General features: G+C 70.8%; 26 protein-coding genes. 14 read left to right on the top strand and 12 right to left on the bottom strand.

Translation table 11 applies throughout. The features are described 5' to 3' along the window. Positions 1-16: 16 nt before the first annotated feature. From HS99_RS06015 to HS99_RS06005, 3 genes are all read right to left on the bottom strand, one after another. Positions 17-1,081, bottom strand: coding sequence for an iron ABC transporter substrate-binding protein (locus HS99_RS06015; protein ID WP_030555478.1), 1,065 nt, complete (start codon positions 1,079-1,081; stop codon positions 17-19). A gap of 371 nt (positions 1,082-1,452) precedes the next feature. After that, the gene (locus tag HS99_RS06010) at positions 1,453-3,699 is read right to left on the bottom strand and encodes a heavy metal translocating P-type ATPase (RefSeq protein ID WP_030555476.1); all 2,247 of its coding nucleotides are present in this window, start codon (positions 3,697-3,699) and stop codon (positions 1,453-1,455) included. 287 nt (positions 3,700-3,986) lie between these two features. Beyond that, positions 3,987-4,826 (bottom strand): NAD(P)H-binding protein, encoded by an 840-nt coding sequence (locus HS99_RS06005; RefSeq protein WP_030555475.1) that lies wholly within the window; start codon positions 4,824-4,826, stop codon positions 3,987-3,989. Positions 4,827-4,917: 91 nt separating this feature from the next. On the opposite strand from HS99_RS06005, the gene HS99_RS06000 reads away from it, so the two are divergent. Next, entirely contained in the window at positions 4,918-5,298 is a 381-nt protein-coding gene (locus tag HS99_RS06000; RefSeq protein WP_030290497.1) for a winged helix-turn-helix transcriptional regulator, read from the top strand. 9 nt (positions 5,299-5,307) lie between these two features. Here the strand turns inward: HS99_RS06000 and HS99_RS05995 are convergent, their stop codons facing one another. Further along, positions 5,308-6,114, bottom strand: a complete 807-nt coding sequence (locus tag HS99_RS05995; protein WP_030555474.1) for an alpha/beta fold hydrolase — start codon at positions 6,112-6,114, stop codon at positions 5,308-5,310. A gap of 78 nt (positions 6,115-6,192) precedes the next feature. Between HS99_RS05995 and HS99_RS05990 the strand changes: the two genes are divergently transcribed. From HS99_RS05990 to HS99_RS05980, 3 genes are all read left to right on the top strand, one after another. Further along, positions 6,193-6,540: a hypothetical protein gene (locus HS99_RS05990; protein ID WP_030555473.1), complete on the top strand. Its 348-nt coding sequence runs from the start codon at positions 6,193-6,195 to the stop codon at positions 6,538-6,540. A gap of 32 nt (positions 6,541-6,572) precedes the next feature. Further along, a complete protein-coding gene (locus tag HS99_RS05985) occupies positions 6,573-7,007 on the top strand; it encodes a DUF6924 domain-containing protein (protein WP_030290500.1) in 435 nt (144 codons plus the stop codon). A gap of 78 nt (positions 7,008-7,085) precedes the next feature. Beyond that, entirely contained in the window at positions 7,086-7,949 is an 864-nt protein-coding gene (locus HS99_RS05980) for an LLM class flavin-dependent oxidoreductase (RefSeq protein ID WP_030555472.1), read from the top strand. A gap of 86 nt (positions 7,950-8,035) precedes the next feature. Here the strand turns inward: HS99_RS05980 and HS99_RS05975 are convergent, their stop codons facing one another. Genes HS99_RS05975 through HS99_RS05965 form a run of 3 tightly spaced genes read right to left on the bottom strand, consistent with a single transcriptional unit; the run spans position 8,036 to position 8,942 of the window. Further along, positions 8,036-8,233: a hypothetical protein gene (locus tag HS99_RS05975; protein WP_030290502.1), complete on the bottom strand. Its 198-nt coding sequence runs from the start codon at positions 8,231-8,233 to the stop codon at positions 8,036-8,038. After that, positions 8,230-8,511 (bottom strand): hypothetical protein, encoded by a 282-nt coding sequence (locus HS99_RS05970; protein ID WP_030290503.1) that lies wholly within the window; start codon positions 8,509-8,511, stop codon positions 8,230-8,232. The genes HS99_RS05975 and HS99_RS05970 overlap by 4 nt, the downstream gene beginning before the upstream one ends. Continuing rightward, positions 8,508-8,942: an ATP-binding protein gene (locus tag HS99_RS05965; RefSeq protein ID WP_078938506.1), complete on the bottom strand. Its 435-nt coding sequence runs from the start codon at positions 8,940-8,942 to the stop codon at positions 8,508-8,510. Before HS99_RS05965 ends, HS99_RS05970 begins: the two co-directional genes overlap by 4 nt. Before the next feature lie 260 nt (positions 8,943-9,202). Between HS99_RS05965 and HS99_RS05960 the strand changes: the two genes are divergently transcribed. From HS99_RS05960 to HS99_RS05945, 4 genes are all read left to right on the top strand, one after another. Further along, a complete protein-coding gene (locus HS99_RS05960; protein ID WP_030555469.1) occupies positions 9,203-10,060 on the top strand; it encodes a helix-turn-helix domain-containing protein in 858 nt (285 codons plus the stop codon). Then, a complete protein-coding gene (locus HS99_RS05955) occupies positions 10,057-10,275 on the top strand; it encodes a DUF397 domain-containing protein (RefSeq protein ID WP_030555467.1) in 219 nt (72 codons plus the stop codon). Before HS99_RS05960 ends, HS99_RS05955 begins: the two co-directional genes overlap by 4 nt. Positions 10,276-10,353: 78 nt before the next feature. Further along, on the top strand, positions 10,354-11,565 hold the full coding sequence (locus HS99_RS05950; RefSeq protein WP_030555466.1) for a hypothetical protein: 1,212 nt from the start codon (positions 10,354-10,356) through the stop codon (positions 11,563-11,565). Further along, a complete protein-coding gene (locus tag HS99_RS05945; RefSeq protein WP_030555464.1) occupies positions 11,549-12,319 on the top strand; it encodes a hypothetical protein in 771 nt (256 codons plus the stop codon). The genes HS99_RS05950 and HS99_RS05945 overlap by 17 nt, the downstream gene beginning before the upstream one ends. 92 nt (positions 12,320-12,411) lie before the next feature. On the opposite strand, the gene HS99_RS47665 is transcribed toward HS99_RS05945, so the two are convergent. The 4 genes from HS99_RS47665 to HS99_RS42315 form a co-directional block, all read right to left on the bottom strand. After that, complete coding sequence (locus HS99_RS47665) at positions 12,412-13,701, bottom strand: transglycosylase family protein (RefSeq protein WP_050366901.1); 1,290 nt, start codon at positions 13,699-13,701, stop codon at positions 12,412-12,414. Positions 13,702-13,817: 116 nt separating this feature from the next. Then, positions 13,818-15,272, bottom strand: coding sequence for a PLL family lectin (locus HS99_RS05935; RefSeq protein ID WP_050366900.1), 1,455 nt, complete (start codon positions 15,270-15,272; stop codon positions 13,818-13,820). 204 nt (positions 15,273-15,476) lie between these two features. Next, the gene (locus HS99_RS44665) at positions 15,477-15,617 is read right to left on the bottom strand and encodes a hypothetical protein (RefSeq protein WP_157846605.1); all 141 of its coding nucleotides are present in this window, start codon (positions 15,615-15,617) and stop codon (positions 15,477-15,479) included. A gap of 154 nt (positions 15,618-15,771) precedes the next feature. After that, positions 15,772-16,128, bottom strand: coding sequence for a hypothetical protein (locus HS99_RS42315; RefSeq protein WP_030598512.1), 357 nt, complete (start codon positions 16,126-16,128; stop codon positions 15,772-15,774). Positions 16,129-16,289: 161 nt separating this feature from the next. Here HS99_RS42315 and HS99_RS05925 point away from each other — a divergent pair, with 161 nt between their 5' ends. Beyond that, a complete protein-coding gene (locus tag HS99_RS05925; protein ID WP_030555457.1) occupies positions 16,290-17,279 on the top strand; it encodes a helix-turn-helix transcriptional regulator in 990 nt (329 codons plus the stop codon). A 111-nt stretch (positions 17,280-17,390) separates the two neighbouring features. On the opposite strand, the gene HS99_RS05920 is transcribed toward HS99_RS05925, so the two are convergent. Further along, the gene (locus HS99_RS05920) at positions 17,391-18,563 is read right to left on the bottom strand and encodes a permease (protein ID WP_030555455.1); all 1,173 of its coding nucleotides are present in this window, start codon (positions 18,561-18,563) and stop codon (positions 17,391-17,393) included. Positions 18,564-18,893: 330 nt separating this feature from the next. On the opposite strand from HS99_RS05920, the gene HS99_RS44660 reads away from it, so the two are divergent. The 5 genes from HS99_RS44660 (at position 18,894) to HS99_RS05895 (ending at position 22,392) form a co-directional block, all read left to right on the top strand. Continuing rightward, entirely contained in the window at positions 18,894-19,211 is a 318-nt protein-coding gene (locus tag HS99_RS44660; protein WP_030555453.1) for a hypothetical protein, read from the top strand. Beyond that, the gene (locus HS99_RS05910) at positions 19,208-20,803 is read left to right on the top strand and encodes a hypothetical protein (RefSeq protein WP_030555451.1); all 1,596 of its coding nucleotides are present in this window, start codon (positions 19,208-19,210) and stop codon (positions 20,801-20,803) included. Before HS99_RS44660 ends, HS99_RS05910 begins: the two co-directional genes overlap by 4 nt. Then, positions 20,800-21,189: a hypothetical protein gene (locus tag HS99_RS05905; RefSeq protein ID WP_030555449.1), complete on the top strand. Its 390-nt coding sequence runs from the start codon at positions 20,800-20,802 to the stop codon at positions 21,187-21,189. Before HS99_RS05910 ends, HS99_RS05905 begins: the two co-directional genes overlap by 4 nt. Continuing rightward, positions 21,189-21,698, top strand: a complete 510-nt coding sequence (locus HS99_RS05900; protein ID WP_030555447.1) for a hypothetical protein — start codon at positions 21,189-21,191, stop codon at positions 21,696-21,698. The genes HS99_RS05905 and HS99_RS05900 overlap by 1 nt, the downstream gene beginning before the upstream one ends. Before the next feature lie 376 nt (positions 21,699-22,074). Beyond that, complete coding sequence (locus tag HS99_RS05895) at positions 22,075-22,392, top strand: heavy-metal-associated domain-containing protein (RefSeq protein WP_030290511.1); 318 nt, start codon at positions 22,075-22,077, stop codon at positions 22,390-22,392. Position 22,393 lies beyond the last annotated feature (1 nt).

Here is a 22,393-nt window from a genome sequence, read left to right as displayed (position 1 = left end):
GTCTGCGCGGGGGTCGTCACTGGAGCAGGCCGGCGTCCTGGAGCAGGCCCAGGGCCTGCTTGCCGTCGCCCAGCTGTGCCGGGTCGGCGACGGTGCCGATGGTGTCCAGGGCGGGCAGTTCGGGCTTGCCCTGCACGCCGCTGACCAGCGGGTACTCGTAGCTGGCCGAGCCGGCGATGACGGTCTGGGCGGGGGCGGAGGCGAGGTAGCCGAGGAAGGCCTGGGCGGCGGCCTGGTGCTTGCCGTGCTTGAGGACGGCGGCGCCGGAGACGTCGACCAGCGAGCCCGGGTCGCCCTTGGGGAAGTAGTGCAGGGTCGCGCGGGTCTCGGCGGCGCCCTTCTCGTCGCGCATCCGGTAGAAGTAGTAGTGGTCGATGACGCCGCCCTCGACCTCGCCGCTGTTGACGGCGGCGGAGAGGGTCTCGTTGCTGTCGTAGACCTTGGCGTTGTCCTTGAGGCCCTTGAGCCACTGCTTGGTGGCGTCCTCGCCCTTGGCCTTGAGCACCTGGGTGACGACCGGGGCGAAGTCGGTCTCGCTGGGGGCGATGCCCAGGCGGCCCTTCCACTCGGGCTTGGCGAGGTCGAGCACGGAGGCGGGCGGCGCGGAGTCGGCGGCCTTGCCGGTGGCCGCGAGGAAGGCGGAGGTCCGGGCGGAGACGCCGACCCAGTCCCCGCGCCCCGAACTGTCGTTGGCCGGTACGGACTTGAGGGTATCGGGGGCGACCTTGGCGAGCAGGCCCTTGTCGCCGAGGACGGTGAGCGCGGGCGGGTTCTCGGCGTAGAAGACGTCGGCCGGGGAGGCGTCGCCCTCCTGGAGGATCTGGTTGGCCAGTTCGGCCTCGTCCCCGGAGCGCAGCTCGACCTTGATGCCGGTGCGCTTGGTGAAGTCCTCGGTCAGGGCCTTGACGGTCTGCTCGTGCTGGCCGCTGTAGACGGTGACGGTCTGGCCGGCGAGCGCCGTACCGGAGGCCGCGGGGGCCGCGCTGTCCGTGCTGCCGCCCGAGCTGCCGCAGGCGGTGAGGGCGAGCGCGCAGGCGGCGAGGAGGGACAGGGCGGCGAGGGGCCGGGCGGTTCCGGGCATGCTGAGGGTCCTCCGAGGGTGGCGGGGGTCGGCCGTACGGGCCTGCCGGATGAGCAGGGCACCGGCCCGACGGCACGAAAACCTAAGGCAGGGAAGCCTTGCCTAACAAGTTTCGGAGCGTCACATCTCGGTCCGGTCGCGACAGGGTAGGACTTCGGTGAGTGCTACCCCAAGTACAGGCAAAACGACGCCTGATTACGGGCACAAGGGGAGGAAATGGCATGTTCCGGTCTGACTACGGCCGCTACTGTGCGTGACACTCACAGGTTGAGCCGGGCACACCGAGGCCCCGGAACCGGGCGGCGGTTCCGGGGCCTCGGGGCCGTTGGCGGCGAGCGGTGGCGGTGGCGGTGGCGGTGGCGGTGGGCCGCTCAGCGGAAGCGGCGCAGCCGCAGGCTGTTGCCGACCACGAAGACCGAGGAGAAGGCCATGGCCGCCCCCGCGATCATCGGGTTGAGCATCCCGGCCGCCGCCAGCGGCAGGGCGGCGACGTTGTAGCCGAACGCCCAGAACAGGTTGCTCTTGATGGTGCCGAGGGTGCGGCGGGAGAGCCGGATGGCGTCCGCCGCGGCCAGCAGGTCGCCGCGGACCAGGGTCAGGTCACCCGCCTCGATCGCGGCGTCGGTGCCGGTGCCCATCGCCAGGCCCAGGTCGGCCTGGGCGAGCGCGGCGGCGTCGTTGACGCCGTCGCCGACCATCGCCACGACCTTGCCCTCGGCCTGCAACCGTTTGACGGTGTCGACCTTGTCCTGCGGCATGACCTCGGCGATCACGTGCTCCGGCTCGATGCCGACCTCGGCCGCGACCGCCTCGGCGACCAGCCTGTTGTCACCGGTGAGCAGCACCGGGGTCAGGCCCAGGGCGCGCAGCGCGGCGATGGCCTCGGCGCTGGTCGGTTTAACCGCGTCGGCGACCTCCAGCACGGCCCGCGCCTCGCCGTCCCAGCCGACCGCGATCGCGGTGCGGCCGGCCGACTCGGCCCTGCGCTTGGCCCCGGCCAGGGACTCCGGCAGGTACTGCGACCACTCGTTGAGCAGCGCCTCCCGCCCGGCCACCACCGCGTGGCCGTCCACCACGCCCTGGACGCCCAGGCCCGGGACGTTCTCGAAGCCCTCGACGGCGGGAAGTTCGCCGGCCTTGGCGGCGGCGGTGGCGATCGCCCGGGCGATCGGGTGCTCGGAGGCGTGCTCCAGGGCGCCGGCGAGCCGGAGCACCTCGGCTTCGGCGACGCCCTCGACGGTGTGCACGCCGAGCAGGGTCATCTGCCCGGTGGTGACGGTGCCGGTCTTGTCCAGGACGATGGTGTCGACCTTGCGGGTGGACTCGAGCACCTCGGGGCCCTTGATCAGCACGCCCAGCTGGGCGCCGCGGCCGGTGCCGACCAGCAGGGCGGTCGGGGTGGCCAGGCCGAGGGCGCACGGGCAGGCGATGATCAGTACGGCGACGGCTGCCGTGAAGGCGGCGGTCCAGCCCTCGCCGGTGCCCAGCCAGTAGCCGAGGGTGGCGACGGCGAGGGTGATGACGATCGGCACGAAGACGGCGGAGATCCGGTCGGCGAGGCGCTGGGCGGCGGCCTTGCCGTTCTGCGCGTCCTCGACCAGCTTGGCCATCCGGGACAGCTGGGTGTCCGCGCCGACCCGGGTCGTCTCGACGACCAGCCGGCCGCCCGCGTTGACGGTGGCGCCGGTGACGCTGTCGCCGACCCCCACCTCGACCGGCACCGACTCGCCGGTCAGCATCGAGGCGTCGACGGCCGAGGCACCCTCGACCACGGTGCCGTCGGTGGCGATCTTCTCGCCCGGCCGCACCACGAAGCGGTCGCCCACGGCGAGTTCGGCGATCGGGATCCGCACCTCGGCTCCGCCGCGCAGCACCGTCACGTCCTTGGCGCCCAGTTCCAGCAGCGCCTTGAGCGCGGCTCCGGCGGTGCGCTTGGAGCGGGCCTCGAAGTAGCGCCCGGCCAGGATGAAGGCGGTGACGCCGGCCGCCGCCTCCAGGTAGATGTTGGAGGCGCCGTCGCTGCGGCCGATGGTGAACTCGAAACCGTGCCGCATGCCGGGCATCCCGGCGTCGCCGAAGAACAGCGCCCACAGGGACCACAGGAACGCGGCGCCCGTACCGAGCGAGACCAGGGTGTCCATCGTCGCGGCGCCGTGCCGGGCGTTGGTGAACGCGGCCCGGTGGAACGGCCAGGCGGCGTAGGTGACGACCGGGGCGGCGAGGGTCAGCGAGAGCCACTGCCAGTTGTCGAACTGCAGGGCCGGCACCATCGCCATCGCGATCACCGGGACGGCCAGGGCCAGCGCGGTGAACAGCCGCTGGCGCAGCGGGGCCAGCTCGTCGGCGGACTCGCCCTGCCCGGCGTCCGGGACGCCGGCGGTGGCCGGGGGCTCGGGCAGGGCGGCGGTGTAACCGGTGGCCTCGACGGTGGCGATCAGGTCGGCGACCTCCACCTCGCCCTCGAAGGTGACCTTCGCCTTCTCGGTGGCGTAGTTGACGCTGGCCGAGACGCCGCCCATCCGGTTGAGCTTCTTCTCGATGCGGGCCGCGCACGAGGCGCACGTCATTCCGCCGATCGAGAGTTCCACCTCCGTGGAGGCGGGTGCCTGCGTGGTCATCGTTGCTCCTCGTGACAGTCGGTACTTCGAGGTCGTGCGAAGGTGCGTCCGCGGCCGGGCCCATCATACCCACTGGGGGTATCGGGCGTCGGATTCCTTTATACCCCCCGGGGGTACTGCCCGCAAGCTCCGCCCGCTACCCCTCCGCCCACACCGCCGCCTTCACCGTCACCGCCGACGGCGCCACTGCTCCAGCGACCGAGGACCAGCACTGATCACGCCCGTACGGAAGGTGCCGGGCGATCCCCAGCGGATCGCCCGGCACCTCGCTGCGCCCACCCGTCCGGTCAGCGGAACGCGGCGACGTTGCGCACGGCCCAGTCGGCGAACGGACGCGGAGCCCGGCCGAGGACCCGCTCGACGTCCGGGCTGACGCGCAGCTCGGCCGGGCTCGGGGAACCGAGGATGTCCAGGGTGTCGTCCGCGAGTTCCGCCGGCATGCTCCGGCTCATGGCGGCCCTGGCCTCGTCGCGGGTGAGCTCGTGGAAGCGCACCGGCGAGCCCAGCGCGGCGGCGAGGGCCTCCGTCTGCTGCCGCGGAGTGACCACCTCCGGCCCGGTCAGCTCGTACTCACCGCCGATGTGTCGGTCGTCCAGCAGAGCGGCCGCCGCGACCTCGGCGATGTCCGCCGGGTCGATGACCGGCACACCGACGTCGCCGAAGGGCGCGGCCACGAGCCGCTGGGCACGGACGGACTCGGCCCACCACAGGGCGTTGGAGGCGAAGCCGCCCGGCCGCAGGATCGCCCACTCCAGGCCGGAGTCCCGCAGCACGTCCTCCAGCCCGCGCATCGCGATCCGCGTCGGGCCGAAGGGCCTGGTCACCACTCCCTGGGTGGAGAGCAGCACCACCCGGCGGACCCCGGCGGCCACGGCTTCGCCGATGAGGTCGGCCGGGCGGGCCGCCTGGGCGTGCAGGTCCCCGGACAGCAGCAGGAACAGCGCCTCCGCGCCGGGCAGGACGGCCGTGAGTTCGCCCGGCCGGGCCAGATCGGCCACCACGTGGCGCACGCCGTCCGGCACCGCCGCCCGGTGCCGCGACACCGCCACCACCTCCCGACCCGCCTCGGCCAGCGCCCGCGTCAACGGCCGGCCGATGTTCCCGGTCGCCCCGGTCACCACGATCATGATCAGCTCCTTGTCGAATGTCGTCCGTGGTCCCGACGCTAGGACTCGGGCTAACTTTTCGTAAGGACATACCTTTAAGTAAGCTCATGGCATGAAGGAAGGCATGCAGCACACGCAGGTCGAGCCGGGGCGCCGGTATGACGTGTTTCACACCGACTGCCCCGCCCGCGACATGGTCGACCACGTGACCAGCAGGTGGGGCATCTGGGTGCTGATCTCCCTACGCGGCGGCGACCTCCGGTTCTACGAACTGCGCGAGAGCATCCAGGGCGTCAGCGAGAAGATGCTCTCCCAGACCCTGCGGACCCTCGTCCGGGACGGCCTGGTCCGGCGCGAGGTCGAGCCGACGACGCCGCCCCAGGTCACCTACGGGCTCACCGAGTTCGGTCGGGACGTCGCCGAACCGCTGACGGACCTGTTCGACCGGATCACCCGGTGGCTCCCGCCACGCACAGCGGCAGCCACCGGGTGAGGCCGACGGTCACGGACGGAGAACCCGCGCCGCCGCGTCCCGGATGCTGTCGGCCAGGGCCCCGGGAGCGGTGATGTGGGCGGCGTGCCCCTGGCCGGCGAGCGTGACGACCCGCGCATCCGGCAGGACCGCCGCCAGGTCGGCCAGGCGTTCGCGCAGATGGGCAGGGCTGAGCTCGCCCTCGATCAGCGTCGTCGGCGTCCCGAGCGTCGCGAAGCGGTCGATCCCGACGCCGAGCGCGTCGATCGCCTCGTCCTCCGCGATCTGCGCCGCCGCGCACGGGGACAGCGCCGCCCGCATCTGCGGGTCGGCGAACATGGCGTCGACCAGGCCCCCGGGCACGCGGACGATGTCCCGCATGTGGATCCGCATCGCCTCCATCGGATCGCCCCCGTCGAGCGCGGCACGGGCCCGGACGCCTGCCGCCCCCGCGATCAACTCCCGGGTGGGCAGCGGAGGTTCGTAGAGCCACAGCCCGGCGAACGCCGACGGGCGCAGCAGGGCGGCCTCCAGCGCGGCGACGGCGCCGGAGGAGTGACCCACAAGCAGCACGGGCGGCTCCAGGAGATCCGCGACGGCGGTGACGTCGGCGGCCTCGGCAGCCATCGAGTGCGACAGGGCGATGCCGGCCGGGGAAGCGTAGATCCGGCGGCGGATCCTGACGACCCGGAAGTCGTCGACGAGGTGGCGGACGACGCCGCCCCAGGTCGTCGCATCGCCACCCCCGGGGTGCACCACCAGCAGGGTCGGTCCGGATCCGTCGACGAACGCGCTGATGGCGTGGCCGCAGTCGGACTGCGCGAGAATCTCGGTCATGCGCACCAGCTTGGCGCCGGCCGCTCACACCGCACCGGCAGACCACTCACACCCCACCGGCAGCCGTAGGCTCCGGGCATGCGCCACACCCTGACCGACCTCGCCCGCTGCCTCTGGGGCGACGAGTACGGACCGACACCCGCGTGCGACGCGCCGTGGCAGCACGAGGAGTCCTACTTCACCGAACTGCTGACCTTCGCCGGCCCGGACGAGATCCTGGCCATGCTACGGACCCTCTGCCCCCACGTGGTCGACGGCTACCTCCCGGTCTGGGTCCGCAACCTCGCCCACCGGCTGCTCCTCCTCCAGTGCCCCGACGACCCGGCCCTGCTGCGCGAGGCCGCGAACAGCCTCTACTCCCACGGCCCCGACTGGGACGACATCGCGGAGGAGCTGACCGGACGCGCCGACGCCCTCGAAGCGTAGGGATGTCGGCGTCGGGTGAGACGATCCCGCCCATGCCCTTGCCCCAGCCTGATGATGATCTGACTTCACTGGTCCTGCGCACCGACTTCGGTGACGACGAAGCCTGGGACGCACTACGCACCGCGCTCGACGCTGCCGACGAGTACACCCATGCCACATATGTCAGCGACCTCCGCTTCGCCGGCGTGAGCGTCCGAACACTCCTCGACGAAGAAGCCGCCGCGGACGAGGACGACCGGGTCATCCACCTGTTCCTGGCGGACCCGACCGCGATGGAGGGCCCCGAGCACCCACTGCTGGCCGTCGACCTCGCGGACGAACCCGGGCGAACGTTCAGGGTCCCGGCGCGGTGGTTTCCGGATGTGTCAGCCAACCTCAGCATCGCCAACATGGACTTCGCGGAGTTCGCCGACGCTGCTGACCGATCGGGCACCTTCCGTGGCTTCGAGGGGACTGACGCCTCCTGAGGAGAGTCCGAGGCCTGCCGGGAGGCCCGGTTTCCGAATCCGGTTGCCGCTCCGCGGCCGGCTGCGCATCCTGCTGGGATGCGCTTCTCCGTCAACATCCCGAACTTCGGTGACTTCGCCGACCCCCGTAACGTCGCGACCGTTGCGGCTGCCGCCGAACAGGCGGGCTGGGACGGGCTCTTCGTCTGGGACCACGTACTGCACCGGCAGCACCAGGGGCGCCCCTTCGGAGACCCTTGGATGCTGCTGACCGCGGCCGCGCTGGCGACCTCCCGGATCCGACTGGGCACACTACTGACGCCGGTCCCCCGCTATCGTCCACAGCAACTGGCCCGCCAGGTGGCCACCCTGGACCACCTCAGCGGCGGCCGGGTGATCTTCGCCGCCGGCCTGGGCGGTCCGGTCGAGGACGAATACCGCAGCTTCGGCGACGCCGCCGAACCACGACTTCTCGCCGAGCGGCTGGACGAGGGACTGGAGCTGTTGCGGCACTTCTGGTCCGGCGAGCCGGTGAACCACCACGGCGGGCACTACGAGGTCCGGGACGTGACGTTGCTGCCCGCCACCGTGCAACGACCCGGTCCGCCGGTGTGGATCGGGGGGTTCTGGCCGCGCCGCGCGCCGATGCGGCGGGCAGCGCGGTGGGACGGCGCGGTGCCGCTCTTCGAGACGGCCCGGCACGGGCACGTGCCGGACGTGGCGGAAGTACGCGAACTGGTCGGCTATGTGCGTAAGCACCGTACGGCCGACGCCGAGCGCCCCTTCGAGTTCGTGCTCGGCGGTGCCACACCTCCGGACGCGGCGAAGGCCAAGGACGTGATCGGTCCCCTGCACGACGCCGGCGCGACCTGGTGGGACGAGCGACAGATCCAGACCGGCCCGGACCTGGACCGTCTCCTCCCGGTACTGCGCCGCATCGAGGCGGGGCCGCCCGTGGTCTGATCGGCCGTTCGAGGTCGTGCCGGGCGTGCACGTCACCCCTTGAGGAGAGGCCGGGCGATCCGCGTCGGATCGCCCGGCGTCTTGGCTCATCCGGACGGGTGGCGGGCGGCTTGCCGGAGCACGGCGCGGAGGAGGGCCTCGGCGTTGCCCGGGGTGGCCGCCCAGAACTGCATCTCGGTGTGGGCGGATCGGCGTCGTGGGCTCAGGGCGCGGACCGGGCGGGAGAACTGGGCGCTGAGGCACCACCACATCTCGATGCGGGCCCAGGTGAGACGCCCGCTCACTCGGGGTCCGTCACGCGCAGGTGGATCGGGTGGGCGGACTCGACGCCGATGTAGGCGATCGCGCGCACCGCACCGAACTCGACCAGCTGGTGGGCGATCCGGCTGGCGGAGGCGTCGCTGAACAGGCCGGCGAGGTAGGCGGCCTGGTCGGCGTCCAGCGGGAGCCGGGCGAGGCTGGTGCGGACGGCGTCGAGGGCGTCGGTGAGCCTGGTGAAGGTGGCGGGTTCGGTGATGCCCTTGATCTCGACCGAGACGGGGAAGGGGAGTTCGGCACTCACTGCGCGTCGCCCCCTTCGAGTAGCGCCCACATCACCTTGCCGATGCCACCGGGACGCGGCCGGCAGCCCCAGCTCGCGGCGAGCTGGGAGACGAGCCAGAGGCCACGGCCCGTCTCGGCCTCCTCGGTGGCGGGGTGCGCTGCGGGCTGGTTGGCGTCGGCGTCGTGCACCTCGATGCGGAGCGAGTCGGGGCACAGCGAGAGGCGGATGAAGACGAGCCGCCCCGGCGGGGTCTTGGCGTGGAGGACGGAGTTGGCGACGAGTTCGCCGAGCACCAACTGGCCGTCGTCCAGGAAGCGTTCGGCGCCCGGCTCTTCGGCGAGGAAGGTGCGGAGCAGCCGCCGGGCGAAGCCGGCGGACTTGTGGTGCCTGGGCAACCACCACGAGAAGTCGAGCGGAGGGGCGGGCGGCTTCTCCAACATTCCGGGCATGGCGGGGCCTCCGGGGGTGCGGTGGGAGAGATCGCGATCCCGAGGGCGGCGAGAGGCATGGGAATGCCCGAGCGAAGATCCGCCAGGATCACGCTGTGTGGCTATATGCAGCACACTCCGTCAGTGTGCCGTCGGCAGATGGCTTTGTGCAACCGAATCCAGCAAAGTGCATATGTTCTTTGGGATCTGATGTGACGAAACCACTTCCGTCACGCCAGACTGGGGACCGACGACACAGCGCAACGAGGGGAGGTCGGAGCGTGGCCGCAACACCGACGGTGCGCCGCCGAATGCTGGGCGCGGAACTTCGGAGGATCAGAGAGGGGCTCAACCTCAGAGTGGATGACGTGGCAGCCCGACTCGGCTGGCACCAGTCCAAGGTCAGCCGACTGGAGAACGGCCGCCACGGCGTGAAGGCGAACGAGGTCGGGATACTGCTCGACGTCTACGAAATCAGCGACCCGGAAACCCGGGAGGCCCTCGCCACGCTGGCACGCGAGGGCAAGCGCAGGGTGTGGTGGCAGCCCTACTCCGACGTGATCTCGCAGCGCTACGCTTCGTTCATCAGCTTCGAGGCGGAGGCTGTGGCGATCCGCAACTTCGAATCGTCCCTGATCCCTGGCCTGCTTCAGACCGCCGACTACGCACGGGCGGTGACGCGGAAACTCCAGCCAGAGGGCACAACCGAGGAGGTCAACGCCCTCGTCGACGTGCGCCTGGCGCGACAGAACGCCGCACTGCGGCGGGAGGAGCCACTCAAGCTCTGGGCGATCGTGGACGAAGCCGCGCTCCGACGGGTCGTCGGCAACAAGGCCATCATGGCGAAGCAGTTGCAACAGCTCATCGCGGCTTCGAGAGAACCGAACGTGACCTTGCAGGTTGTGCCGTTCGATGCTGGCGCGCATCCCGGGGTGCTGGGCTCCTTCGTGATTATGGAGTTCCCCGTTCGGAACGATCTCGATGTGGTGTACACCGAGGCTCTGACGAGTAGCCTCTACCTCGAACGAGATGACGACGTAACAGCCTACGACCAGGCCTTTGACCGGCTTCGGGCAGCAGCCCTCGACGTAGGGCCATCGCGGCGGCTTGTCACGCAGATTGCAAAGGAACTCGAATGATCAACCCTGGTCGGGACAGCCTGAAGCACGCGACTTGGCGCAAGAGCAGGTTCAGCGGCAACCAGGGCAACTGCGTCGAGGTCGCTGACGGCTTCACCGGCATCGTCCCAGTCCGCGACTCCAAGGACCCCAACGGTCCGGCACTCGCCTTTCCCGCCGAGGCATGGACCGCCTTCGTCGCCGCCATCAAGACCGGCGAACTCCCGAACACCTGAACATGCCTGCGCGAGAAGTCGAGCTGGCCGACTTCTCGCGCAACTACTCCCCGGGCAGCGAACGGCAGGTAGCGCTCGATGTACACAACTGATCCCACCGAAGCCCGCATCCACGATGCGAGCAACATCCTGGTGGCGCCTCCGATCCCGCCGCTCAGGGACTTCTTCGGGTCTGTGATCACGCCGGAGGACCTTGCATCCTCCTCGCCCGACCTTGCGCAGAAGACCGTCTACCTGTGCGGCGACATATCCCGGATCAACGCCCGCCAACTACACGCACCCGACCGTGTGTTCGTCATCCGCGATCTGTCCCACAACCACGCCGGCACCCCCTGGCCCCTCGTCGACCTCGGTCAAGTACCCATCCGTGTCCACGGCGCCGGCGTCTACTACCGCCGCTTCTTCGAACGCGACGCCGATCACTTCCACCGGATCCGTGCTGAGCACGCCTTCCAGTCCCTCACCGAGTCCACCAAACCCGGCTCGGCCCATCGCAGCGGCATCTACCTCACCCCCGTCACCCGCACCGGGGACGACGAACTGCACTTCCGCCTGCTCCGCTGCTCCACCAACCTCTCGGGCCCGACCGAGAACTTCGGTCCGACCGACACCGACATCGTCGACGCCCTGAACCGCGAGGCCGCCACCGTCTTCCGGGACCACGCCCCGCTGAACCACGTCCTCGCGCAGACCTACCACAACACCCACGCCACGCCCGAGCGCAAGCAGTCCAAGGCCAAGATCTCCTCCCACGCCGACAAGACCAAGGACATGCCAGCCAACGGCATCATGGCCTTCTGCACCTTCTACGACCGCCTCGACGGCCTCCAGCCTCTGGCCGAAGACCCCTTCGACTACGGCACGAAGAACTCCAGCGCGCTGACCAGGCTCCACTTCCGCCTCAAGGACTCGGCCGCGGAACTCCATGGGGACACGCTCCCCTCCCACTTCTCCCTGACCCTCTATCCCGGGTCCGTGTTCTTCGTGCCGCTGTCCACCAACCGCCTCTACACCCACGAGATCCGGCCCTCGGCCCTGGACGCCGAGCTGCTCCCGACCCGCCTCGGATACGTCGTGCGCTGCTCGAACACGGAAGCCGTCCACAAGGACGGCCGGACGTTCCTCAAATCGGCCGGTGACCTCGTCGAGCTGGAGCCCCCCACTCAGGCCGGCATGGACGCGCTGCGCGGGCTGTACGCCGAGGAGAACCGCAGCTCGTCCTTCGTCGACTACGGCAACCGGTTTCTCTTCAGCATGAACACGGGAGACTACCTTGCCCCCCGCGCCTAGCTTCCCGGCCGAGATCCGCTCCTACACCCTGCCCGCCGAGGAGAACCTCTTCCCGGAGCTGTCCACGTCGGCCCACTTGGAGGACCTGGGAAAGGGCCGCCGAGGCGCCACCCTCACCAGGGTCGACGGGACGGGCGGCGTGCCCCTCGTCCGTACCACCACCCGGTACGCCACCGCGACCCAACGCTTCCGTGCGGTGCACGAACGGCTGGCGGTCCGGATCCAGCAGCACGCGGCGCTGCCCCTGAGCTTCAACAACGCCCTCATCGAGAGCTACACGAACGCCTACGCGACCATGGGCAGCCATTCCGACCAGGCGCTCGATCTGGCCGACGACTCGTTCATCGCCGTCTTCTCCTGCTACCAGCACCCGGAAGCGACCCCGCCCAGGAAGCTGATCGTCGAACCGAAGGAGCCCGGCGGCGAGAAGTTCGAGATTCCCCTCACCCACCACAGCTTCATCGCGTTCTCCGTCGACGCGAACCGGCTGCTCCGCCACAGGATCGTCCTCGACAAGCCCGTCCCGACCACCGACAACACCTGGCTGGGCCTGACCTTCCGCACCTCGAAGACCGTGATCCGCTTCCGCGACGGACACCCGCACCTCCCGCAGGGCAGCCGCCTCACCTCGGCCGACGACGACCAGCGGCGCGAGTTCTACCGACTGCGGCGCCGTGAGAACCAGGAAACGGACTTCAGCTATCCCCCGCTGACGTACACCGTCAGCGAGAGCGATCTGCTGCCGCCCACCTGACCCCACGCAATGAGCACGGCGCGCGAGAAGTCGGCCGAGCCGACTTCTCGCGCACGCCCCGGATTTCTAAGCAAGCCCTTGGCCGCCTCCGCTCAGAGCGTCCCGGTGATGCTGGCGGCGTAGTGGTTGCCGTAGACGCCGGTCAGGTTGACGGCGGTGGCGTTCTGCCAGCTGCCGTCGGTGTGGCGGATCGCGTGCAGGACGCGGTTGTCCGTCGTGACGAAGGTGGCCTGGAGCTCGCCCGCAACCGATGCGACGCTCACCGACGTCGTGGTGAACGAGCCCGCGACCGGCGCCAGGTCGCTCAGCGGCATCCACTGACCGCTGGCGAGGCGGGCACCGTGGTACTGCTTCGCGCCCCCGTTCGACGCGATGACGATCTGCATGTCGGCACCGGTTCCGGCCATGGCGACGTCGGTCGCGGCACCCGCGTCTCCGGCCATCGAGTACACGTCGCCCCAGGCGCTCCAGGTGCCGTCGGCAGCGCGGATCGAGTGGTACACCCGGCCGCCGGCCACGGCCACCACCTGCAGCTGGCCGTTCACAGAAGCCTCGGATGCGCTGGTCACCGCCGCCGGGAGCAGGCCCGCCTGCGACTGGACGTCACCGAATGCCGTCCACGTACCGTCCGCGTGACGCACCGTGTGGAACAGCCGGCCGCTCGCGACCGCCAGCACGTTCAGCTCCGAACCGACCGATACGGCCGACACCTTGGTCACCGAGCTCAGGGACCCGGCCTGCGAGCTGACGTCGCCGAAGGCACCCCACTGGCCGTCGGCGAACCGGACGGCGTGGTAGATGTCGCCGTTGCCGCCGACCGCCACCACGTGCGTGTCGCCGTTGATCCCGGCATCGGCCAGCGAGCCGACGGGGCCGATGTCCCCGGTCTGGGCGGCGACGTTGGCGAAGCCCGACCAGTTGCCGGACGCGTCGCGGATCGCGTGGTAGATCCCGCCGCCACCGTTCACCAGTACCTGCGACTTCCAAGTCGGTGCCGGAGCAGGGGTGGGAGCGGGGTACGGGTCCGTGCGGTCGGTGGCGAGGCCGGTGCCCGGCGCGCACGACCAGGCGCCAGCGCCCTGGTCGGCGAGGAGCTTCTCGGCGATGAGGATCTGCTGCTGCTTGGTGGCCAGGTCCGGACGGGCGGCGTAGTTCAAGCCGCCGTAGTAGCGCCAGTTGTGGAGGTTGATCTGCAGACCGCCGTAGTAGCCGTTCCCGGTGTTGATGCTCCAGTTGCCGGTGCTCTCGCACTGGGCGACCCGGTCCCACGTGGCGACCGAGGCCGCGTGGGCGGAGCCCGCCGCGGCGGTGACGACACCGAGGGCTGCGAGCGAGGCGGTGGCGAGGGCGGTAAGGCGCGAGGTCCGGGCGGGGCGGGGCATCGGGAGTCCCTTTCTGGGGGCGTGGGCGGCAGGGGGTGGGGGCGACGGCTCGTGCGTGTGCCGGGGCCGGCGGGCGTGCGCGTGGTGGCGGCGCCCGCCGTGCCCCTCGTCGCGGTTCAGCCGGCAGTGCCGGTGATCGAGACGGCGTAGTGGTTTCCGCTGACGCCGCTCAGGTTGACCGCGGCCGCCGGGTCCCAGCTGCCGGAACCGTCGCGGATGGTGTGCATGATGCGGTCGTCGTTGGTGATGAACGCGGCCTGGAGCTCGCCGTCCACGGTGGCCACGCTGACCCGGTTGGCCGTGAAGGAGCCGATCACCGGAGCGAGCGCGTTGAACTGCTGCCAGGAGCCGGATGCGTAGCGGGCGGCGTGGTACTGCTGGCCGTTGCCGGTCACCACGATGATCTGCATGTCGCCGCCGGTGCCCGCGATCGCGACGTCCTGGGCACTGCCGATGTCGCCCGCAGCCCCGTACACGTCGCCCCACGCGCTCCAGGCCCCGGACACGTCGCGGATGGTGTGGCTCACGCGGCCCCCGGAGACCGCGACAACCTGCAGCTGGCCGTTGACGTTGGCGGCCGACGCACTGGTGACCGTGCCGATGGCGCCTGCCTGCCCGGAGATGTCGGCGAACCGCATCCAGGTGCCGTTGGCGAGACGGGCGGTGTGGAAGACCTTCCCGTCGGCCACCGCCACGACGTGCAGGTCGCCGCCGATGGAGACAGCGGAGATCTTCGAGATGTTGGTCAGCGTGCCGGCCTCCGAGCCGACGTTCGCGAACCGGTCCCAGCTGCCGTCGGAGTGGCGGACGGCGTGGTAGAGGCCGCCGTCCCCGCCGACCGCCAGCACATGGGTGTTGCCGTCGATGCCGGCGTCGGCGATCGACTGGACACCGCCGATGTCGCCGGCCTGCGACTCGACGTTTCCGAAGGCCGTCCAGTTGCCGTCCGACAGCCGGGTGGTGTGGAACACGTCGCCGCCGCCGTTCACCAGGAGCTGGGCGCGCCAGGGCGCCACCGCGGGCTTGGGCGGCAGCGGGACGCTGTCGATCGTCCGGTCGTAGCGGTAGGGCTTGTAGCCGTTGTTGAGCAGGTAGCTGCGCGAGTAGGTGTTCCGGCGGGCGGTCAGGCCGGGCTTCGGTTCCTCGATGATGTTGGCGGTGGTGTGGCTGCCGTCCGTCCAGCCGGTGAAGAGGACGACGTGAGTCGTGATGTTGTCGATCATGTCGCCGGGGCGCAGGTCGTCCAGGCTGCCGAGCGGGGTCGACACGTCGTCCAGGGTGGAGGTCACACGGCTGCTGCCGAGGTGCCAGGCCATGGAGACCAGCCCCGAGCAGTCCTGGCGGTAGGAACCGTTGCTGTCGGAGTGCCAGGAGGTCTGGCTGTACGGGACGGCCTGGTCGACCCAGTTCTGGGCGCGGGCGATGATCTCGTCGCGGGAGATGTCACCGCCGACCGAGGATGTGCCGACCGCCTGTGCGGTGGTGGTGACCGAGAGGGCTGAGATAGCGGCAGCTGCGGCGAGGGAGGTGGCGACAGCGGTACGAACGATCTTGGACTGGCCGAAAGGCACGAGTGGACTCCGGTTGTGAGTGCAGGAGGCGTCGCGGACACGGCGGATCCGCGCAACAGCAGGACGACGAGAAGCGCCGGGCACGGCGGGCATGGTCCGGCGTGGCGAGACACCGAACGGCAGGCGTGGTGCGGGCGGATGATGGGCGGCTGCCCTGCAGGAGCAGCCGCGTTGGTTCCGCGCCGGACCGGGTGGGGCTGCGGGTCAGCCCCAGATCATGTTGTCGGCCTGGGCGGTGATGACCGGCTGAGCGGGCGCGGCCTGGGCGGCGGCGACGGCGGGAGCCAGGACGGCGAGGGCGAGGGTGGCGACCGCGGTGGCCTTGGCGGTGACGGTGCGGAGCATGACGGTGTCCTCTTCGGGTGCGACGGAGTGGAGCGGGGATCCGGCGTGGGCGTCCCGCGGTGACGCCTCCTCCGGTCCTCCGGTTGTCGTCCGGGCGGTGTCCCCTTCCGACGTCCACTAGCTTCGCCGCTGGTCAGAGTGGGTGGAAGGGTTCTCAGCTGGACGGAAACGTCCCTGGACCGTTCCGGCCAGGACCGGCCGGGGCGGACAGCAGGCGCTCGTAGAACGGCGTGACGAGCGGTGCGGCGACCTTCGTCGCCGTCCACCCCGCGAACTCGGGCACGGTCGCCAGCGCGCGACGGCAGAACCCGGCGGTCCGGCTCTCGGCGGCGGCGAGGGAGTCGGCGAGCAGGTAGACACCGAGCACCGGATCCGGGAAGGCCTCCGGGTGGACGACGACGTGCTCGACCCGGTCCTCCGGGCGCACGGCGGACCGCAGGAGCTCGCGGGCGTCAGCGGGGAGCGGACGCCCGGGCGGGACCGGCTGCAAGGCGGCGTGAACGAGGTACATGGACCGAGCGTGCCGAAGTGGGCAAATGGCGTGAAGAGGATGGCCCGGGACGGTTGGGGCCTTGGCCGGAACCGTCCACCCGGCCCGTGACACAGTGCGCCGCGGATGTGGAATGATCGCGTGCGTTCGAACGCGGGTTCTTCACGGGGGTGGGGCGGGGAATGCTCACGGCACTGGGCCTGGACAAGGTCTCGGAGGCGGTCTACCGGGCGATGCTCGCCCATCCACAGGAGGGCGTCCGCGCTCTCGGCGCACGCCTGTCCCTGCCCGAGCAGCAGATCAGGCAGGCTCTGGACACTCTCAGCGAACTGGCCCTGCTGCGCCCCTCCGCGGACCGCGAGGGTGAACTGCGGGCCGTCTCCCCCGAGATCGGGATGGAGATCCTGATGGCCCGCCAGCAGGCCGAGCTCGCCGCACAGCAGCTGCGGATCGAAGCCTCCCGCGCCGCGGCGGCGCAGCTCATCTCCGAGTACGCCGACCTCCGGCCGGCCGGGAACCACCCCGGCGTCGAGCAGCTCACCGGCCTCGACCAGATCCGCGACCGGCTCACCCTGCTCACCCGGGAGGTGCGCGAGGAAGTCATGACCTTCGCGCCCGACGGCGGACAGAAGCCGGAGAACATCGAGGCCGCCAAGCCCCTGGACCTTGACCTGCTGGGGCGCGGCATCCGGATGCGGACCGTCTACCTGGACAGTGTCCGCAACAGTCCGCACACCGTCGAGTACGTCAACTGGCTCGCCACCCACGGCGGCCAGGTCCGCACCGCGCCCGCGCTCCCGACCCGCATGATCGTGGTCGACCGGACCACCGCCGTCATCCCGGTCCACAGCGACGACACCGCCGCAGGAGCCGTCGTGCTCACCGGCCAGGGGATGCTGACCGCGCTGTGCGCCCTGTTCGAGACCGTTTGGGCGGGCGCCCAGCCGCTCGGCGCCGCCGCCCGGCCCGACGAACACGGCCTCACCGCCCAGGAGCGGACCACGCTGGCCCTGTTGGCCGACGGACACACCGACGACGCCATCGCCAAGCGCCTGAGCGTCTCGCCCCGCACCGCCCGCCGCATCGCCACCGACCTCATGGAGCGCCTCGACGCCCGCAGCCGCTTCCAGGCCGGCGTGCGCGCGGTCCGGGCCGGCTGGCTCGCGCTCTGAACCACGCCCCCATCCGGGCCGGAGGTGTGCGTGCACGGCACGGGGCGCGGGTGCGCGCGAGCCCGGGCGGGACGTCGACCGCCGAGGTCGGCTGCGTGGGCCGGACTCCGCTCAGTGGTCGCCCTGGTGCTCGTGGCCCGCGTGTTCGTCCGCGTCCGGGGCGCCGCCCATCATGCGCAGCATCGCGGCGCCGCCGGTGCGGAAGAAGCGGACGACCAGCCCCAGCGCCAGCAGTAGGAATGCGATGTTGAGCCAGGTGGTGTAGTTCCACTCGACGCCCGCCATCGGGATCTCCGCCTCCCTCTGGTTCGGCACCAGCCCCAGCCCGCCGAAGACGAACTCGACCACGTACCCGGCGGCCACCATCGCCGCGTAGAACGTGCCCAGCAGGAAGAGGGCCATCCGAGTCCCGTAGTACTTCCGGTAGATGTTGAGGATCGGCAGGATCAGCAGGTCCGCGAAGATGAACGCGACCACCCCGCCGAAGCTGATCCCGCCCTTCCACAGCACCACCGCCAGCGGTACGTTGCCGATCGAGCAGACGAACGACGCGATCGCGACCAGCGGCCCGACCAGCGGCCCCCAGAGCTTGGCCGCCAGCGGGTGGTCGACGAAGAAGAACGCCTGCCAGAACGAGTCCGGGACCCACGCCGCGATCGCGCCCGCGATCAGCAGGCCGATCACCAGGTCCTTGAGGATCGCCGCCCACTCCATCACGAACACGTGCGACACCGAGGTGACGCCCTGGCGGGAGAGCAGGCGGCGGGCGAAGGAGCCGGGCCCGGCCACCGACATGTCCATCGCCGCGTGCCCCTCCATCGACCCGGCCCGGCCGAACTCGGCCTGCTCCCGGGCCTCCTGGAGCAGCCGGTCCCGCAGCAGCGACCGGAACAGCAGTGCCAGCAGCAGGATCATCACCGGTCCGCCGACGAACTCGGCCGCCGTGAACTGCCAGCCCAGCAAGAGGGCGAGGATGACGCCGAGTTCGACCACCAGGTTCGTGGAGGCGATCTCGAAGGCCATCGCCGCCGTGAAGTTCGCACCCTTGCGGAACAGCGAGCGGGCCAGCGCGACGGCCGCGTAGGAGCAGGAGGACGAGGCCGCGCCCAGCGCCGAGGCGACGGCCAGGGTGCGCGGCCGGTCGTCGCCGAGCAGCCGCACCACCGTGGACTTGTGGACCACCGCCTGGACGACGGCGGAGAGCAGGAAGCCGAGGATCAGCGCCCAGGTGATCTCCCAGGTCATCGATCCGGCGATGGACAGCGCGTGCAGGATCGCGTGCATGTGGTCGTCCGCCTTCCTCGGGCACCGGCCGGCAACCCGACCATATACCCGTACGGGGTATTCACGAACCGTAACGCGCCGAGCAGGCAGAGCAGGGTCGCGGCCGACACGTTGTGGCGGGCTCCGACCGCGGCCTCAGAACCCTCAGCCGCCTGCTGTCCGGGGTGATGCAGGAACTCGGCGCCTCAGGCCGCTTCGAGGCCGGCGTGCGGGCGGCGAAGCCCGGCCGGCTGGACCGAACCGCAACCGCGGTCCCTCCGGCAGCGTCTATGCTCGTCGATCGCGCTCGCTCGATCACGGCGAGCGAGGGGACTACAGGGGGATCGATCGATGGGGGACAACCCGACCGGGTACACGGTCAAGCCCGACGCACTGGACGGCGTGACGACGGCACTCGGCAACGTCGCGACCGACCTCACGAATGCCAACCAGGCCTACACCGCGCAAAAACCCTCCCAGTCCGCCGACTTCGGCGAGTTCGGGGTGGACCAGGCGTGGTCGGGGTTCGACACCAACTGGGGGCAGGAACTGCACGTCACCCAGCGAGCGGTGGGTGAACTGGTCCAGAAGATGTCGGCCACCAGCGCCAACTACCGCGCCGCGGAGACCAAGGTCACCGCCTCGCTCTCCCCGAAGCAGGCCCGATGAGCAAGGTCGCGGACCTGCAGAAGGCGCAGCAGGCCATCACCCACCCCAGCGTCGGCCCCTTCGTCGGGGTGGAACTGCTCGGCGCCATCGACAAGGCCCTGGCCGTGGCCGGGCCGGCTGGCAACCCCGGCGCGATACGCGAGCGGGCGAAGGCCTACTCGGAAACCGCCAAGGCCTACGCCCAGGCGTCCGCCGATCTCGAATCGGTCGCCACGGCCAAGCTCCCCAACGCCTGGACCGGCTCGGTCGCCGAGAACGCCACCCAGGCCGTCCTGGCGCTGGCCAGCGAACTGACCGTCTCCCGGAAGACCCTGGAGCAGGCCGCTACCCAGCTGAACGCCTGGGCGGACGACCTCGAAGGTGCCCAGAACACCGACGCCCAGGGCATCACCGCCCTGCAGAACGTTCAGAAGACACTCGGCCAGGACGCCTTCGACACCGAGAAGGCCGTCGCCGCCATCGGACCGGCCGACATCGCCGTGGGAACCAGGATCTCGGCCGCCCAGCGGGCGGAGAGCAGCGGCACCCGCACCGCGAGCCTGATCAACCAGCTCGCCGCCAAGGCCCGCACCGAGCGCGCCGGACAAGGGACGATCGATCCGCTCGCGGCCCTGGTCCTGGCGAACGAGAAGGGCCCGGGCGGAGGTGCGGACGGCGACTACATCCTTACGGACAACCAGCTCGACCGTGCCAAGGAGTTCATGTCCGTGATGAACGGCGCCGACCAGGCCGCCTTCCAGAGCCTGCTGTCCGGCGCCAAGTCGCCGGAGGAGGCCGCATACCTCTGGAAGGCGCTGGCCGCGGGCCACTCGGTCGCCGACGTCCAGCAGTTCGCCGCGCTGATCCACCCCCACGGCGACGACCCCGCCTGGCTGTCCCAACACCTGGTCCCGGGCCTCAGTACGGACCCCCTCCAGGAGGAGTCCACCACCCACAAGACCCTGCTCACCTACAAGGGCGCCCAGATCCTCGACGGCTACGACGTCTACAGCCAGCGCAACGTCGGCGACTGCGTCGCGGCCTCCACGGTGGTCGCGAGCCTCAAGCTCGACCCGGTGTCGATGCTCCAGGTCACCACCGGCAACATGCCCGACGTCCCGGGAGCGGACGCGCCGGAGTACTTCAAGCAGCGGCTCCAGCAGCTCTTCATCAATCAGTACCAGCAGGGCCAGCTGGCCAACGGTGACCAGAAGATCTACCCGGAGAACGGCGGCGGGATCGGCCCCAAGGGCAACACCTTCCTCGCCAACCAGAACCTCGGCAAGGCCACCGGCTCGACCTACGAGTACGTCGACCTCAACACCGACGACGACCGGCGCGCGGCCGTCAACCGGATCGAGAAGGCCCTGGACGAGGGCAAACCGGTGCCGTTCTGCGCCTACGACGAGGCCAGCAAGAACGCCGGCAAGGACGGCAGCTACCACCAGATGGTGATCGTGGCCCGTGACGGCGACCGGCTGCAGGTCTACAACCCGTGGGGCCAGTCGGTATGGGTGACCGAGGACCAGTTCATCCACAACCACCTGAACGACGGGGGCCTCACCGACACCGTGAACATCAACCGGCCCTACGGCGTGGAGCTGCCGAAATGACCAACGTCCTCCCGGACGCCGAACTGATGCACGGCTACGACGTGGAGGCCGCCATCACCCGCGGCCTGCTGATCGACGGCGTCACGCGCCAGGTGCTCTTCGGCGAGGCCGCGATCGCCGCCTCCTACCAGGCCGAGGCCCTGCGCATCGGCCCCTATCCGCTGGGCTTCCTCGCCCAGTACGTCCGCACCGGCGGCTTCAGCGCCGCGCTCGACCTGCCCGAGCCGGTCATCGGCCGGGAGGCGGGCGAACTCGTCCGCGGCTGGCTGCGCGCGGCGGCGGGCGCCGGGGCGAACCTCCAGCGCGAAGTCGTCTTCGCACGCTGGCTGGCCGAGGTCGCGCTGCTCATCACCATGCGTCGCGACGTCCGGGGTGAGGGCGAGTGATGCGCCGCATCGTCTCCGGTGCGGTGGTGCTCCTGGCCGCCGCCGTACTGCTCGTCTCCTACCTCAACGGATGGTGGTCCGACCCGACGACCAGCACGACCGCCACCGACTCCCCCGCCCGGCCGCAGACCGAGGTCTCCCTCCCTGCCGAGTCCGAAGCCGGGTACGCCACCTCCGCCTACCCGAACAGCACGGTGGACCTGGCCGTCGGGCAGCAGCTCGGCGTCAGGATGACCGGGGGTGCCCGGCCCAAGAACTGGTACCTCACCTCACCGGCCGACGGCGCCGTGTTGCGGAACGGTCCGGACGTCGTCATCAGCTCCTGCTCGTCGAACCCGCCCGCGCCCGGCTGCGCCTCGGAGTTCGACCGGACGTTCACCGCCCTGGCGCCCGGAACCACCACCCTGACCTGGGCGTTCGGCAACGAGGTCGACTGCGCCCCCGACGCGCCGAACCGTGTGGCGTTGAGGTGCGACGTCACCAAGTCCATCCAGGTCACCGTCCGCTGAGGCCCGGCGCCATCCGCTACCCGGCCGGGGTGCGGTGGACGACGGAGCGTGCGGTCGTCGAACTCCCCTGCCGCCACTGTGGCCACGCGTCCGGCGACCGGCGACCGGCGAGGCAGCTGAGGCGGCGGCTGCTGCGACCGGCTCCCCGGCTGCGGTTCGCGGTGCGGCTGGCCACACCGGCGCTCATCGCGCTGGGGTCGCCGGCGCCGTACCGGCCCCACCTGCGGACCGGCTCCGGACTGAACACCGAAGCGCTGGAGCAGGGTTCGCCGCGACCTTTCCACTTACCCTAGGGGGGTATGGTATGTTCCAAGCGAAGTAGCCGCCCGGGACCACTCCGGAAGGCGCCGCACGCACCGACGACAGGAGCACAACCATGAGCGAGACCACCGTCACCGTCGAGTCGTCCTCCACCGGGGGCTCCTGCTGCGGCTCGTGCGGGACCGGCGCCGGCAAGGCCCCCGCCACCGCCGCCGCCGAGCGCGCCGTCTTCCAGGTGAAGGGCATGACCTGCGGCCACTGCGTCAGCTCGGTGACCGCCGAGCTGGAGAAGGTCGCCGGTGTCACCGAGGTCGCGGTCGACCTCGCCACCGGCCAGGTCACCGTCGACAGCACCGCGCCGCTGGCCGACACCGACGTCGCCGCCGCCATCGACGAGGCCGGCTACGCCCTGATCGGCCGGATCGGCGCCTGAC

The sequence above is a fragment of the Kitasatospora aureofaciens genome, from assembly GCF_001188955.3.
In the GTDB taxonomy this organism is placed as follows: domain Bacteria; phylum Actinomycetota; class Actinomycetes; order Streptomycetales; family Streptomycetaceae; genus Kitasatospora; species Kitasatospora aureofaciens.
The sequence above is the reverse complement of the archived record's forward strand: the minus strand, read 5'-3'. Positions and strand labels throughout refer to the sequence as shown.